Origin of the sequence: Streptomyces vastus (assembly GCF_039532825.1) — a bacterium.
In the GTDB taxonomy this organism is placed as follows: domain Bacteria; phylum Actinomycetota; class Actinomycetes; order Streptomycetales; family Streptomycetaceae; genus Streptomyces; species Streptomyces vastus.
This window is the reverse complement of record NZ_BAAASJ010000021.1, coordinates 135,581-150,221: the sequence shown is the minus strand read 5'-3', so window position 1 is coordinate 150,221 and position 14,641 is coordinate 135,581. Positions and strand designations below refer to the sequence as shown.

Here is a 14,641-nt window from a genome sequence, read left to right as displayed (position 1 = left end):
GCACTGTCGCGGCCTCGTCAGGGAGGTATCTGAAAGTGAATACGCGTATGCGTCGTGCTGCCATTGCCGTTGCCGCAGGTGCGATGGCCATCTCGCTGGCTGCCTGTGGCAGCGCCGAGGAAGCCGGCGGTGACAACGACGAAGCCGCCACGAACAAGGGCGACGCGATCAAGGTCGGTCTGCTGCTTCCGGAGAACCAGACCGCGCGTTACGAGAAGTTCGACAAGCCCCTGATCGAGAAGAAGGTCAAGGAGCTCACGAACAACAAGGGCGAGATCGTCTACGCCAACGCCAAGCAGGACGCCACCACCCAGAACCAGCAGGTCGACACGATGATCACCAACAAGGTGGACGTGCTGATCGTGGACGCGGTGGACTCCAAGGCCATCGAGAACTCCGTCAACAGGGCCAAGGAGGCGGACATCCCGGTCGTCGCGTACGACCGTCTCGCCCAGGGCGACATCGACGGCTACGTCTCGTTCGACAACGAAGAGGTCGGCCGAGTCCAGGGCAAGGCGCTCCTGGACGCCCTCGGCGACAAGGCGAAGCCCTCCGCCAAGATCGTCATGATGAACGGCGCGGTCACCGACCCGAACGCAGCCCTCTTCAAGAAGGGCGCGCTCTCCCAGCTCGAGGGCAAGGTCGACATCGCCAAGTCGTACGACACCAAGGAGTGGAAGCCGGAGAACGCCAACGCCAACATGGAAGGCGCGATCTCCGCGATCGGCAAGAACAACATCGTCGGCGTCTACTCCGCCAACGACGGCATGGCGGGCGGCATCATCACGGCCCTGAAGGCCGCCGGTGTCAACCCGATCCCGCCGGTCACCGGCCAGGACGCCGAGCTCGCCGGTGTGCAGCGCATCGTCGCGGGTGAGCAGTACATGAGCGTTTACAAGCCCTACCCGCAGGAGGCGGACATCGCGGCGGAGATGGCCGTCGCCCTCGCCAAGGGTGAGAAGCTCGACTCCATCGCCAAGACCGAGGTCGACAGCCCGACCACCAAGGGCGTCCCCTCGGTCCTCGTCCCGGTCATCTCGCTGACCAAGGACAACATCAACGACACGGTCATCAAGGACGGCATCTACACGGTCGACGAGATCTGCACGGCCAAGTTCAAGGCCGCCTGCGACCAGATCGGCCTCAAGTAGTAGGTCCGCAAAGCCCCTCCGGCGCCCCGCCACCAACAGCCCCGCAAGCTCGCGCGGGGCGCCGGACGGAACAGCTCCCCAAACTTCTGTACTACCTCTCCGCCGGGTCAGGCGGCGAAGGAGATGGTTTACGTGTCCGCTACGCCTGTGCTGGCGTTGCGCGGGGTCTCCAAGCGGTTCGGTGCCGTCCAGGCGCTCACCGACGTAGAGCTCGAGGTCCACGCCGGTGAGGTGGTCGCCCTGGTCGGCGACAACGGTGCCGGAAAATCCACGCTGGTCAAGACGATTGCCGGCGTGCACCCCATCGATGAGGGCGTCATCGAGTGGGACGGCAGTTCCGTCCAGATCAACAAGCCGCACGACGCCCAGAACCTGGGCATCGCGACCGTCTACCAGGACCTCGCGCTGTGCGACAACATCGACGTCGTGGGCAACCTCTATCTGGGCCGCGAGCTCAAGAGGCGCGGCGTGCTCGACGAGGTCGAAATGGAGCGCCGCTCCCGCGAGCTGCTGCAGACGCTGTCGATCCGCATCCCCAGTGTGCGCATCCCGATCGCCTCACTCTCCGGTGGCCAGCGGCAGACCGTGGCCATCGCCCGCTCCATGCTCGGCGAGCCCAAGCTGGTCATCCTCGACGAGCCCACCGCGGCCCTCGGTGTCGAGCAGACCGCACAGGTCCTCGACCTGGTGGAGCGGCTGCGCGAGCGCGGCCACGCGGTGCTTCTCATCAGCCACAACATGGCCGATGTGAAGGCCGTCGCCGACAAGGTCGCCGTGCTGCGCCTCGGCCGCAACAACGGCGTGTTCGAGGTCAAGTCGACCTCGCAGGAGGAGATCATCTCCGCCATCACGGGCGCCACGGACAACGCCGTGACCCGTCGCGCGGCGCGCGGCAACGGGGAGGTACAGAAGTGAGTATCGACAAGACACAGGACACCGCCCCGACCACCGGCGTGGTGGTCGAGAACCCGGAGGCCGCCGCCGGTGCGGACGTCGCCGTCGACCCACGGCTGCTGGTGCGTGAACGCGGCTTCGCCGGCTACGTCATCGAGTTCAAGCGCAAGATCCGCGGCGGTGACCTGGGCTCGCTCCCGGTCGTCATCGGCCTGATCGCCATCGCGGTCATCTTCCAGAGCCTGAACTCGAACTTCCTGTCCGCCGAGAACCTCAACAACATCGCCGTGGCGATGGTCGCCACCGGCATGATGTCCGTCGGCATCATCTTCGTGCTGCTGCTGGGTGAGATCGACCTCTCGGTCGGCTCCGTCAGCGGTGTCGCGGGTGCCATCGCGGCCGTACTCAGCGTCACGCACGGCATGAACGAGTGGCTGGCCGTGCTCATGGCCCTCGGCGGCGGCGCGGTCGCGGGCGCGATCCACGGCTTCTTCTTCGCGCGGATCGGTGCGCCCGCGTTCGCGGTCACTCTGGCCGGCCTGCTGTTCTGGCTCGGCTTCATGCTCCAGCTCCTGGGCGAGAACGGCACGATCAACCTCGACGGCGACGGTGTGATCGGCAAGCTGACGACGTACTACTTCTCGGACATCGCGGCCGCATACGGGCTCGCCACGGTCGCGGTCGCCGTCTTCTTCGTCACGTCCTTCCTGGACAGCCGTCGTCGCGAGGCCGCGGGCGTCCCGTCCCGGCCGCTCGTCGACGTCGTGCTGCGCACAGGCCTGCTGGCGGTCGTCGCGTTCGCCGCAGCGATCATGTTCAACCAGTACAAGGGCCTGCCGCTGGCGCTGCTGCTGTTCCTGGTGGTCCTGGTGCTGACCGACTTCGTGCTGCGCCGCACGGGCTACGGCCGCAAGATCTTCGCGCTCGGCGGCAGCGTCGAGGCGTCCCGGCGTGCGGGTATCAACGTCACGGGGGTACGGATCTCGGTGTTCGCCCTCGCGGGTTTCTTCGCGGCGGTGGGCGGTCTGTTCTGGGCCTCGAAGATCGCCGCGGCCAACCAGAGCGCGGGCGCCGGTGACCTGCTGATGAACGTCATCGCGGCGGCCGTCATCGGCGGCACCAGCCTCTTCGGCGGTCGCGGCCGTACGTGGAACGCGCTGCTCGGTGTCATGGTGATCACCTCGATCCAGTACGGGCTCGCCCTCGAGGGCATCGCCACACCGATCCAGTACATGATCACGGGCAGCGTCCTGCTGGCCACGGTCGTGATCGACTCCGTCACCCGCAAGACACAGCGGACCGCCGGTCGCGCGTAGTCCCCTACAAACAAGAGCCCGGCACCAACGGCGGTGCCGGGCTCTTCCCTGTGCGTGGGCGACATTTACACTCGACGAGCCCGGCGAAAGCCAGAACAGCTCTACAGCAAGGAGGCACGGGTGCCGCTGCTGACCCGTATCACGGGACCGCGCGATCTGGACCGGCTCAGCCTGGAGCAGCTGGACCAGCTGGCCGAGGAGATCCGGACCTTCCTCGTCGACGCGGTCTCCAAGACCGGCGGCCACCTCGGCCCCAACCTCGGCGTCGTCGAGCTCACCATCGCTCTGCACCGTGTCTTCGACTCCCCGAAGGACAAGGTGCTGTGGGACACGGGCCACCAGTCCTACGTCCACAAGCTGCTCACCGGCCGTCAGGACTTCTCCAGACTGAAGATGAAGGGCGGCCTGTCCGGCTACCCCTCGCAGGCCGAGTCCGAGCACGACATCATCGAGAACTCGCACGCCTCCACGGTCCTCGGCTGGGCCGACGGCCTCGCGAAGGCGAACCAGGTCCTGAAGAAGGACGACCACGTTGTCGCGGTCATCGGCGACGGCGCCCTCACCGGCGGTATGGCCTGGGAGGCGCTCAACAACATCGCGGACGCCAAGGACCGACCCCTGGTCATCGTCGTCAACGACAACGAGCGCTCGTACGCCCCCACCATCGGCGGCCTCGCCAACCACCTCGCCACTCTGCGCACCACGGACGGCTACGAGCGTTTCCTGGCCCGTGGGAAGGACCTACTGGAGCGCACGCCCGTCGTCGGCAGGCCCCTCTACGAGACCCTGCACGGCGCCAAGAAGGGCCTCAAGGACTTCATCGCCCCGCAGGGCATGTTCGAGGACCTCGGCCTGAAGTACGTCGGCCCCATCGACGGCCATGACATCGAGGCCCTGGAGTCCGCGCTGGCCCGCGCCAAGCGCTTCGGCGGCCCGGTCATCGTGCACTGCCTCACCGAGAAGGGCCGCGGCTACCAGCCCGCCCTCCAGGACGAGGCCGACCGCTTCCACGCCGTCGGCAAGATCCACCCCGACACCGGCCTGCCGATCGCCTCCTCCGGCGCCGACTGGACCTCCGTCTTCGGCGAGGAAATGGTCAAGCTCGGCAAGGAGCGCGAGGACATCGTCGCGATCACGGCCGCCATGCTCCAGCCGGTCGGCCTCGAGAAGTTCGCCAAGACGTACCCCGACCGCGTCTACGACGTCGGCATCGCCGAGCAGCACGGCGCCGTCTCCGCCGCGGGCCTGGCGACGGGTGGCCTGCACCCCGTCTTCGCCGTGTATGCGACGTTCCTCAACCGCGCCTTCGACCAGGTCCTGATGGACGTGGCCCTGCACAAGTGCGGCGTTACCTTCGTACTGGACCGCGCCGGCATCACCGGCACCGACGGCGCCTCCCACAACGGCATGTGGGACATGTCGATCCTCCAGGTCGTACCCGGCCTCAGGCTCGCCGCGCCCCGCGACGCCGACCAGGTCCGCGCCCAGCTCCGCGAGGCCGTCGAGGTCGACGACGCGCCGACCGTGGTCCGCTTCTCCAAGGGCGCCGTGGGTCCCGCCGTACCCGCCGTGGGCCGTATCGGCGGCATGGACGTACTGCGCGCGCCCGGCACCGACGCCCCGGACGTCCTCCTCATCTCCGTCGGCGCGCTCGCGCCCATGTGCCTGGAGATCGCCGACCTGCTCGACAAGCAGGGCATCTCCACGACCGTCGTCGACCCGCGCTGGGTCAAGCCCGTCGACGAGGCCATGGCCCCGCTCGCCGAGCAGCACCGCGTGGTCGTCACCGTCGAGGACAACTCCCGCGTCGGCGGCGTCGGTTCGACGATCGCGCAGGCCCTGCGCGACGCGGGCGTCGACATCCCGTTGCGCGACTTCGGCATCCCGCCGCGTTTCCTCGACCACGCCTCACGCAAGGAGGTCCTGGCGGAGATCGGCCTGACCGCGCCGGACATCGCCCGCCAGGTCACCGGCCTGGTCGCCAAGCTCGACGGGCCCACCGAGCGCACGACCGCCGGCATCGACTCCGTGGAGCCTGCCCGCGACTGACGGCCACTTGACGGCTTCGAATGGGCCGGTTTCACCCATCCTTACGGTGGGGAAACCGGCCCATTCGCGTGAAACCACCTGCACCGGGGCATACGCTCCACGCCCCCTCTCGATCATGTCGAGGACGCCAAGCGTGGGAGGTAAGCCCGTGAGCAGCACACTCTTCAGGACCAAGAAGGTCGAGCAGTCCATCCTCGATACCGAAGAGCCGGAGCACGCGCTCAAGAAATCCTTGTCCGCGCTGGATCTGACCGTCTTCGGCGTCGGTGTCATCATCGGCACCGGCATCTTCGTCCTCACCGGCACGGTGGCCAGGAACAACGCCGGCCCTTCCGTGGCCCTGGCCTTCGCCGCGGCCGGCGTCGTCTGCGCGCTCGCCGCCCTCTGTTACGCCGAGTTCGCCTCCACCGTCCCGGTGGCGGGCTCCGCCTACACCTTCTCGTACGCCTCCCTCGGTGAGCTGCCCGCCTGGATCATCGGCTGGGACCTGGTCCTTGAGTTCGCGCTGGGCACGGCGGTGGTCGCCGTCGGCTGGTCCGGATACATCCAGTCGCTCATGGACAATGCGGGTTGGGAGATGCCCGCGGCGCTGGGCAGCAGAGAGGGCGCCGGCGACTTCGGCTTCGACATCCTCGCCGCGGCCCTGGTCCTGGCGCTCACCGTCATCCTCGTCCTCGGCATGAAGCTGTCCGCGCGGATCACCTCGCTCGTCGTCGCCATCAAGGTGACGGTCGTCCTCGTCGTGATCATCGCGGGCGCCTTCTTCATCACCGGCGACAACTACGACCCGTTCATCCCGAAGGCACAGGACGTGCCGCCGGGGGAGAGCCTCCAAGCCCCGCTGATCCAACTCATCTTCGGCTGGGCGCCCTCCAACTTCGGCGTGATGGGCATCTTCACCGCCGCCTCCGTCGTCTTCTTCGCCTTCATCGGCTTCGACGTCGTGGCGACGGCCGCCGAGGAGACCAGGAACCCGCAGCGCGACATGCCACGCGGCATCCTCGGCTCCCTCTTCATCTGCACGGCCCTGTACGTCGCCGTGTCGATCGTCGTGACCGGCATGCAGCACTACAGCGAACTCTCCGTCGACGCCCCGCTCGCCGACGCGTTCAAGGCCACCGGGCATCCCTGGTACGCGGGCTTCATCAGCTTCGGCGCCGCGGTCGGCCTGACGACGGTCTGCATGATCCTTCTCCTGGGGCAGACCCGGGTCTTCTTCGCGATGAGCCGCGACGGTCTCCTGCCCCGCTTCTTCTCGCGCGTCCACCCCCGCTTCAAGACCCCGCACCGACCGACCATCCTGCTCGGCGTGGTCATCGCGATCCTCGCGGGCTTCACCCCGCTGAACGAGCTCGCCGCGCTGGTCAACATCGGCACCCTCTTCGCGTTCGTGGTCGTCGCGATCGGCGTGCTCATCCTCCGCAAGACCCGCCCCGACCTGCACCGGGCCTTCCGCACCCCGTGGGTGCCGTTCATCCCGATCCTGTCGGTGTGCGCCTCGCTGTGGCTGATGCTGAACCTGCCCGCCGAGACCTGGGTGCGATTCGGCATCTGGATGGCGGCCGGCTTCCTCGTCTACTTCTTCTACGGCCGTACGCACAGCCGCCTCGGTAAGCAACGGGAAACCACGGTCGACGACGTCCTCAAGCCGCGGCCGAACGGCGAGACTCCGTAGACGCGCGCCTGCCGGAGGGGCCCGGCGGCGAACGGCGGGTCAGGGGCGGACAGTTCGAGGGCCGGTGACCTCCGCCCCCAACACGCCCACTCTGTCCCGCAGTTCGCGGTCGGCCGTGACCACCAGACAGCGGCGCCCCGCAGCCTCGGCGGCCAGCTCCACGATGCGGTCGTCGCCGCTGCCGGGCGCCGAGTCGACCCGTACGCCCGCAACGGACGACACCCCGCGGGCGGCGCCCTCGACCACGAGCACCACCTCCAGGGGACCCGGGAAACCGGGCACCCCATCGTCGGCGTACGGCACCAGCATGTCCCGTAGCCGCTCGGCCGCCCCGCGGCGGTCCCGCCACCAGCCGTCGGGGACCGAGCCGACCACGTTGGCGGCGTCGACGATCATGAGGAGAGGGGCGCTCATGAGGCCAGGGTCGCACGGAGCGGTTCTGGTGGGCCCGACTACAGTGGGGGAGTGTCAATGGTCCGTACTGTGAACGGCGCCTGGCTCATACGCGGCCGGGACGGCCGGCTCAGCGCTTACGCTCCGCGGGACGAGGCGGTGTGGTGCTGGGCTCAGCGAACCCCGGGCGGTTCGTGGATCGCGCCCCGTACGGTGGGCGGCGACCAGCGTCTGCATCCCGTGCTCGCCGTGGGTCAGGGAACCGACGGTTACGCCCACCTGGTGGCCTGGCGTCCCACCGGCCCGCAGGAGGCGGGACTCGTCCACACCACACACTTCCGCCCGCATCTCGCCGCCCTCGACTGGAACCGGCTCGGGCACCCCAACAAGGCGGGTGCGCAGACCGGCGTTCCGGCCGTCGCGGTCGACGCGGAGGGCCGCGCCCATGTCTTCGTGCCCAACGCGGGGGGCGGCGTCAGTATGCGCGGCCAGAAGGAGCGCGGCGGCTGGGGCCCCTGGCGCGACCTGAAGGGCCGCGAGGTGGAGGGCGAACTGGCCGCCGTGACAAGGTTGTCGGGCCGCGTCGAGCTGTACGCGACCTCGCCGGCAGGGATCCTGCGCTGGACGCAGGCGGGGCCCGGCCACATACCTGCGCTCGACGACGAGCCCCTCAAGGCGTCGGCCCGGCCTGGCACACTGCGAGCCCTCGCCACCTCCGAAGAACACGTCACCGTCTTCTTCACGGACGAGTCGGACACCCTGTGCGCCTGGCGCCCCGGCACCGAGCCCGTCGCGCTCCTGCCCTGCGCAGGCCCCGGACCCGTCTCCGCCATACGCTTCACCCTCGACGGAGTCGACTGCACCCTCCTCGCCCAGCGCTCCAGAAGCGGCCGAGCCGCCTTCGCCGCCTACCCGACCGAGCAGGAGTCCGCGGGCGCCTGGTGGACCGAGTCGGGCCCTCAACTGCCCCCGGACACCCAGGTGTCCCTGAGCAAGGACCACCAGGGCGACCTCGTGGCGGCAACACTCCAGCCGGACAAGGGGACCGGCGGGGAACTCCTGATGACCCGTAGGAAGGCCGAACCGGGGCTGGCGCTGGAGGCGTGGCGCCCCATCGTCCCGAAGAATGCGTAGCGCCGCGCAGTAACGCTGATGCCCCGGCACACCAGTTGGTGTGCCGGGGCATCAGGGCCCCGTAAGGGGCGCGGGGAACGGCGTGACCAGCCACCGACGACCCGCAGGTACTCGACCGCTCCAGCCAAGCGCTAAGCGGGAACGCTGGCCACGCCAGGCTCCAGGAACTTCTTCCCGTTCACGCGCTCGGAGACGCCCTCGCGGTCCAGGTACGGGGTGATGCCGCCCAGGTGGAAGGGCCAGCCGGCGCCCGTGATCAGGCACAGGTCGATGTCCTGGGCCTCGGCGACGACACCCTCGTCGAGCATGATGCCGATCTCCTGGGCCACCGCGTCCAGGACACGGGCGCGGACCTGGTCCTCCGTCAGGACGGTGTCGCCCTGCTTCAGCAGCGCGGCGACCTCCGGGTCCAGCTCCGGCTTCCCGGAGTCGTAGACGTAGAAGCCGCGCTTGCCCGCCTCGACGACCGCCTTGAGGTTCGGGGAGACGGTGAAGCGGTCCGGGAACGCCTTGTTGAGGGTCTCCGAGACGTGCAGACCGATCGCCGGGCCGACCAGCTCAAGCAGCACCAGCGGCGACATCGGCAGACCGAGCGGCTCGACGGCCTTCTCGGCCACCTCGACCGGGGTGCCCTCGTCGATGACGTTCTGGATCTCGCCCATGAAGCGGGTGAGGATCCGGTTCACGACGAACGCCGGAGCGTCCTTGACCAGAACCGCCGTCTTCTTCAGCTTCTTGGCGACGGCGAACGCCGTGGCCAGCGAGGCGTCGTCCGTCTGCTCGCCGCGCACGATCTCCAGGAGCGGCAGGACGGCGACCGGGTTGAAGAAGTGGAAGCCCACGACCCGCTCGGGGTTCTTGAGCTTCGACGCCATCTCCGACACCGAGAGCGAGGAGGTGTTGGTGGCGAAGATCGCGTGCGCCGGGGCGACCGCCTCGACCTCCGCGAACACCTGCTGCTTGACGCCGATCTCCTCGAAGACGGCCTCGATGACGAAGTCCGCGTCCGAGAAGCCCTCGGCCTTGTCCAGAACACCGGTGACCAAGGCCTTCAGCCGGTTGGCCTTGTCCTGGTTGATGCGGCCCTTGCCGAGCAGCTTGTCGATCTCGGTGTGGACGTAACCGACGCCCTTGTCGATGCGCTCCTGGTCGATGTCGGTCAGCACGACCGGCACCTCCAGGCGGCGCAGGAACAGCAGGGCGAGCTGCGAGGCCATGAGGCCCGCGCCCACGACGCCCACCTTGGTGACCGGACGCGCCAGGTTCTTGTCCGGGGCGCCCGCCGGGCGCTTGGCGCGCTTCTGGACGAGGTTGAACGCGTAGATACCGGCGCGCAGTTCGCCACCCATGATCAGGTCGGCGAGGGCCACGTCCTCGGCGTCGTACCCCTGCTGGAGGTCGCCGTTCTTGGCCGCGGCGATGATGTCCAGCGCGCGGTACGCCGCCGGAGCCGCACCGTGCACCTTGCTGTCCGCGATGAAGCGGCCCTTGGCGACGGCCTGGTCCCAGGCCTCACCGCGGTCGATCACCGGGCGGTCCACGACGATCTCGCCCTTGAGGACGGAGGCCGTCCACAGCAGCGACTGCTCCAGGAAGTCCGCGCCCTCGAAGATCGCGTCCGCGATGCCGAGTTCGTAGACCTGCTGGCCCTTGAGCTGCTTGTTCTGGTTGAGCGAGTTCTCGATGATCACCGAGACGGCCTTGTCGGCGCCGATGAGGTTCGGCAGCAGCGTGCAGCCGCCCCAGCCGGGGACCAGGCCCAGGAAGACCTCGGGCAGCGAGAACGCCGGGAGCGCCTTCGACACCGTGCGGTACTTGCAGTGCAGGCCGACCTCGACGCCGCCGCCCATCGCCGCGCCGTTGTAGTACGCGAAGGTCGGCACCGCGAGGGCCGCCAGGCGCTTGAAGACCTCGTGGCCGCCCTTGCCGATGGCCAGCGCGTCCTCGTGCTTCTTGAGCAGCTCTACGCCCTTGAGGTCCGCGCCCACCGCGAAGATGAACGGCTTGCCCGTGATGCCGACACCGACGATCTCGCCGGCCGCGGCCTCCCGCTCGACCTGGTCGATGGCGGTGTCGAGGTTCGCCAGGGACTGCGGGCCGAAGGTGGTCGGCTTGGTGTGGTCGAGGCCGTTGTCGAGCGTGATGAGCGCGAAACGGCCCGCGCCCGCGGGCAGGTCGAAGTGGCGTACGTGCGCCTGCGTGACGACCTCGTCGGGGAACAGCTCGGCCGCACCCTTCAAAAGCTCAGCGGTGGTGCTCATGCCGCTCCCTCGCTTCGCTCGGTCGAGCATTCGCACGTGCTGCACCTTTCAATTGTTCGCTCGCTACGCTCGCTCACTTGTCCCCCTCGAAGTTCGGGTTCTCCCAGATGACCGTCGCGCCCATGCCGAAGCCGACGCACATGGTGGTCAGGCCGTAGCGGACGTGCGGCTGCTCCTCGAACTGGCGGGCCAGCTGCGTCATCAGCCGGACGCCGGAGGAGGCCAGCGGGTGGCCGTACGCGATGGCGCCGCCGTACTGGTTGACGCGCGCGTCGTCGTCCGCGATGCCGTAGTGGTCCAGGAAGGCCAGGACCTGGACGGCGAAGGCCTCGTTGATCTCGAAGAGGTTGATGTCCTCGATCGACAGGCCCGCCTTGGCGAGGGCCTTCTCGGTCGCCGGGATCGGGCCGTAGCCCATCACCTCGGGCTCGACACCCGCGAAGGCGTACGAGACGAGACGCATCTTCACCGGCAGGTTGTTCTCGCGGGCGAAGTCCTCGGACGCGATGATCGAGGCGGTGGCGCCGTCGTTCAGCCCTGCCGCGTTGCCCGCCGTGACCCGGCCGTGCACACGGAACGGCGTCTTCAGACCGGCCAGGTTCTCCAGGGTGGTCCCCGGACGCATCGGTTCGTCGGCGGTGACCAGGCCCCAGCCCGTCTCACCCGCCTCCTCATTGGTCCGGCGTACGGATATCGGCACCAGGTCGGCCTGGATCTTGCCGTTCGCGTACGCCTTCGCCGCCTTCTCCTGCGAGCGCACGGCGTACTCGTCGGCCCGCAGCTTGGTGATGTGCGGGTAGCGGTCGTGCAGGTTCTCCGCGGTCATGCCCATGAACAGGGCGGACTCGTCGACCAGCTTCTCGCTCACGAACCGCGGGTTCGGGTCCACGCCCTCACCCATCGGGTGGCGGCCCATGTGCTCCACACCACCGGCGATGACGGCGTCGTAGGCGCCGAAGGCGATGGAGCCCGCGGTCGTGGTGACGGCGGTCAGAGCGCCGGCACACATGCGGTCGATCGAGTAACCGGGGACGGACTGCGGCAGCCCGGCCAGGATGCCGGCCGTGCGGCCGATGGTCAGGCCCTGGTCGCCGATCTGCGTGGTGGCGGCGATGGCGACCTCGTCGACCTTCTTCGGGTCGAGACCGGGGTTGCGGCGCAGCAGCTCCCGGATCGCCTTCACGACGAGGTCGTCGGCGCGGGTCTCGTGGTAGATGCCCTTCGGGCCCGCCTTGCCGAACGGTGTACGGACGCCGTCGACGAAGACGACGTCCCTGACGGTACGAGGCACGATGGCTCTCCTCCAGATGCGGGATAGGCGCTGCCGGCACGCACGGCTGAGCGCGCGCTCAGCACCATGCTACTTGCGGGTAACCGTGCTGCCCAGTCCAAGACACGGGAGCGGTGAAGGTCACATGGTCACTTTGACGCGTCGGGGTGACCCGCGCCCCTCCAGGGGCGCGGGGCTGTGCCGATTTGCGGCTCCGCCGCGGGGCGCCCAGTCAGGAGCGACCCGGCGGCGCTGTGGGCCCCCGCGGTGTAGTACATGCTGAAGAGCTTGGCGTGATCTCGACGTCGCGGTTCCGCTTCAAGGGACCGTTCGGAGCGCATGGGGAGAACATCCCGGCCGGTGCGGTCCTCGTCGTTCTCCCGACGCTCGTCGTCTTCCTGTTCCTTCAGCGGTACATCTGCAACGGCTTCACCCGGCGGGCGACGAAGTGAGCGCCGGCAGCAGGACCGGGGTCACCTGCTCGACCTGCCACGGCCGCGCCCCGTACCCGGCGAGCGCGGCCGCTACCGACTCGGCGTTCACTTCGCCAGGCGGCTCCCAGCACACGCGGCGCACGGTGTCCGGGGTGATCAGGTTCTCCTGAGGCATGGTGAGGGTCTCCGCCAGCGCCGACACCGCCGCCCGCGCGGCGACCAGCCGGGCCGCGGCCACCGGGTCCTTCTCGGCCCAGGCACGCGGCGGCGGAGGCCCGGTCACCGGCTGCCCCGGCTGCGGCAGTTCGTGGTCCGGCAGCGCCTTCGCGCGGTCGACGGCCGACTGCCACTGCTCCAGCTGACGCCGGCCCATGCGGTGGCCGAAGCCGTTCAGCGCGGAGAGTGCGTGCACATTGGCCGGCAGGGCGAGAGCGGCCTCGACGATCGCCGCGTCGCCGAGCACCTTGCCCGGCGAGATGTCACGGCGCCGCGCGACCTTGTCCCTGGCCTGCCACAACTCCCGTACGACCGCCATCTGCCGACGTCGGCGCACCTTGTGCATTCCGGACGTACGCCGCCACGGATCCTTGCGCGGCTCGGGCGCGGGCGCCGAGGCGATCGCGTCGAACTCCTGCTGGGCCCACTCCAGCTTGCCCTGCCGGTCGAGCTCCTTCTCCAGCGCGTCCCTGAGGTCCACGAGCAGCTCCACGTCGAGCGCGGCATAACGCAGCCACGGCTCGGGCAGCGGACGCGTCGACCAGTCGACCGCGGAGTGCCCCTTCTCGAGTACGAAGCCCAGGACGCCCTCGACCATCGCGCCGAGGCCGACACGCGGGAACCCGGCGAGCCGTCCGGCCAGCTCGGTGTCGAAGAGGCGGCTGGGGATCATGCCTATTTCGCGCAGACACGGCAGATCCTGCGTGGCGGCGTGCAGCACCCACTCGACACCGGCCAGCGCCTCGCCGAGACCGGACAGATCGGCACACGCGACGGGGTCGATGAGCGCGCTGCCCGCACCCTCGCGGCGCAGCTGCACGAGGTACGCCCGCTGGCCGTACCGGTAACCGGAAGCACGCTCGGCGTCTACGGCGACGGGACCGCTGCCCGCCGCGAACGCGGCGATCACCTCGGCGAGCGACCCTTCATCGGCGATCACGGGCGGAATCCCGTCCCGGGGCTCCAGCAACGGAATCGGCACCTCTGCTTCGGAGGATCCGCCGTCGTCCGGAGGGGCGCCTCCGGTGGTTCGCAGTGATGTGTCTGCTGCGGTCTCTTGGGCGTCGGTCACATGTCAAGCGTATCTGCCCGGCCCCGCGCCTGACCCGCACTGTCGATCGGCGTGGGCTCTGACCGGCCAGAATCGGTCTCGGTGTGGCGCAGTCCCGCGATGAGGAGCTCGACCAGCCGGCGTGCGTCGTAGTCGGGGTCGCTGTCCGCGCCGATGCAGAGGTTGCCGACGCCGCGCATGAGCTCGTAGGCCTCCAGGTCGGAGCGGATCTCGCCGGCTTCGGCCGCTGCTTCGAGCAGCTCGGTGCACACGGGCACGAGGCGGTCGAGGAAGTAGGCGTGCAGCGCCTCGAAGCCGGCGTTGTCGGACTGCAGCACGGCGGCGAGTCCGTGCTTGGTGACCAGGAAGTCGACGAACTGGTTGATCCACTGGCCCAGTGCGGCGTGCGGAGTCGCGCTGGTCGCGAGCAGGGCCGGACCGGCCTCGGCGCAGGCGTCGACCTGGTGCCGGTAGACGGCGATGATGAGATCCGCCCGCGTCGGGAAGTGGCGGTAGATCGTGCCGAGGCCGACGCCGGCCTTGGCTGCGATGTCGCGTACGGGCGCCTCCACGCCCGACGTGACGAAGACGGAGGCGGCCGCGTCGAGCAGGGCCTCCTTGTTGCGCCGGGCGTCCTTCCGCCCGGGCTGGGCTTTGGACTGGGCCGCGTGCCCCGAGCCCTCGTCGCTGTCGTTCACCGCGCCGCTCCCTCCACTGTCATGCTTGCCAAAGCGGAACAGTGTTCCGTATTGTCGTTCCGGAACGATGTTCCGTTTGTTCGCGATGTTAGCAATGGA

At 69.0% G+C, this 14,641-nt stretch carries 11 protein-coding genes and 1 pseudogene; 7 read left to right on the top strand and 5 right to left on the bottom strand.

Going from position 1 to position 14,641, the window contains the following annotated elements:
• The first annotated feature begins 47 nt into the window (after positions 1–47).
• The 5 genes from ABD357_RS09630 (at position 48) to ABD357_RS09610 (ending at position 7,085) form a co-directional block, all read left to right on the top strand.
• Positions 48–1,151 carry an ABC transporter substrate-binding protein gene (locus ABD357_RS09630; RefSeq protein ID WP_344389046.1) on the top strand — a complete coding sequence of 368 codons (1,104 nt, stop codon included), beginning with the start codon at positions 48–50 and terminating at the stop codon, positions 1,149–1,151.
• A gap of 123 nt (positions 1,152–1,274) precedes the next feature.
• Positions 1,275–2,066: an ATP-binding cassette domain-containing protein gene (locus ABD357_RS09625; RefSeq protein ID WP_344388981.1), complete on the top strand. Its 792-nt coding sequence runs from the start codon at positions 1,275–1,277 to the stop codon at positions 2,064–2,066.
• Positions 2,063–3,361 carry a sugar ABC transporter permease gene (locus tag ABD357_RS09620; RefSeq protein ID WP_344388979.1) on the top strand — a complete coding sequence of 433 codons (1,299 nt, stop codon included), beginning with the start codon at positions 2,063–2,065 and terminating at the stop codon, positions 3,359–3,361. Before ABD357_RS09625 ends, ABD357_RS09620 begins: the two co-directional genes overlap by 4 nt.
• A gap of 120 nt (positions 3,362–3,481) precedes the next feature.
• On the top strand, positions 3,482–5,410 hold the full coding sequence (gene dxs, locus ABD357_RS09615) for a 1-deoxy-D-xylulose-5-phosphate synthase (protein ID WP_344388977.1): 1,929 nt from the start codon (positions 3,482–3,484) through the stop codon (positions 5,408–5,410).
• Positions 5,411–5,558: 148 nt separating this feature from the next.
• Positions 5,559–7,085, top strand: a complete 1,527-nt coding sequence (locus tag ABD357_RS09610; RefSeq protein WP_344388975.1) for an amino acid permease — start codon at positions 5,559–5,561, stop codon at positions 7,083–7,085.
• Between the two features lie 39 nt (positions 7,086–7,124).
• Here the strand turns inward: ABD357_RS09610 and ABD357_RS09605 are convergent, their stop codons facing one another.
• On the bottom strand, positions 7,125–7,499 hold the full coding sequence (locus tag ABD357_RS09605) for a PIN domain-containing protein (protein ID WP_344388973.1): 375 nt from the start codon (positions 7,497–7,499) through the stop codon (positions 7,125–7,127).
• Positions 7,500–7,568: 69 nt separating this feature from the next.
• Here ABD357_RS09605 and ABD357_RS09600 point away from each other — a divergent pair, with 69 nt between their 5' ends.
• Complete coding sequence (locus ABD357_RS09600; protein WP_344389045.1) at positions 7,569–8,612, top strand: PLL family lectin; 1,044 nt, start codon at positions 7,569–7,571, stop codon at positions 8,610–8,612.
• A gap of 131 nt (positions 8,613–8,743) precedes the next feature.
• Here the strand turns inward: ABD357_RS09600 and ABD357_RS09595 are convergent, their stop codons facing one another.
• Together ABD357_RS09595 and ABD357_RS09590 are read right to left on the bottom strand one after the other, a co-directional pair.
• Positions 8,744–10,873, bottom strand: coding sequence for a 3-hydroxyacyl-CoA dehydrogenase NAD-binding domain-containing protein (locus ABD357_RS09595; RefSeq protein WP_344388972.1), 2,130 nt, complete (start codon positions 10,871–10,873; stop codon positions 8,744–8,746).
• 73 nt (positions 10,874–10,946) lie between these two features.
• On the bottom strand, positions 10,947–12,164 hold the full coding sequence (locus ABD357_RS09590; RefSeq protein ID WP_344388970.1) for a thiolase family protein: 1,218 nt from the start codon (positions 12,162–12,164) through the stop codon (positions 10,947–10,949).
• Between the two features lie 257 nt (positions 12,165–12,421).
• Between ABD357_RS09590 and ABD357_RS09585 the strand changes: the two are divergent.
• A pseudogene (locus ABD357_RS09585) lies at positions 12,422–12,595 on the top strand (carbohydrate ABC transporter permease); the annotation flags it as partial.
• Here the strand turns inward: ABD357_RS09585 and ABD357_RS09580 are convergent.
• Positions 12,573–13,865, bottom strand: coding sequence for an HRDC domain-containing protein (locus ABD357_RS09580; RefSeq protein WP_344388968.1), 1,293 nt, complete (start codon positions 13,863–13,865; stop codon positions 12,573–12,575). The pseudogene ABD357_RS09585 and the gene ABD357_RS09580 overlap by 23 nt on opposite strands.
• Entirely contained in the window at positions 13,862–14,542 is a 681-nt protein-coding gene (locus ABD357_RS09575; protein ID WP_344388967.1) for a TetR/AcrR family transcriptional regulator, read from the bottom strand. The genes ABD357_RS09580 and ABD357_RS09575 overlap by 4 nt, the downstream gene beginning before the upstream one ends.
• Positions 14,543–14,641 lie beyond the last annotated feature (99 nt).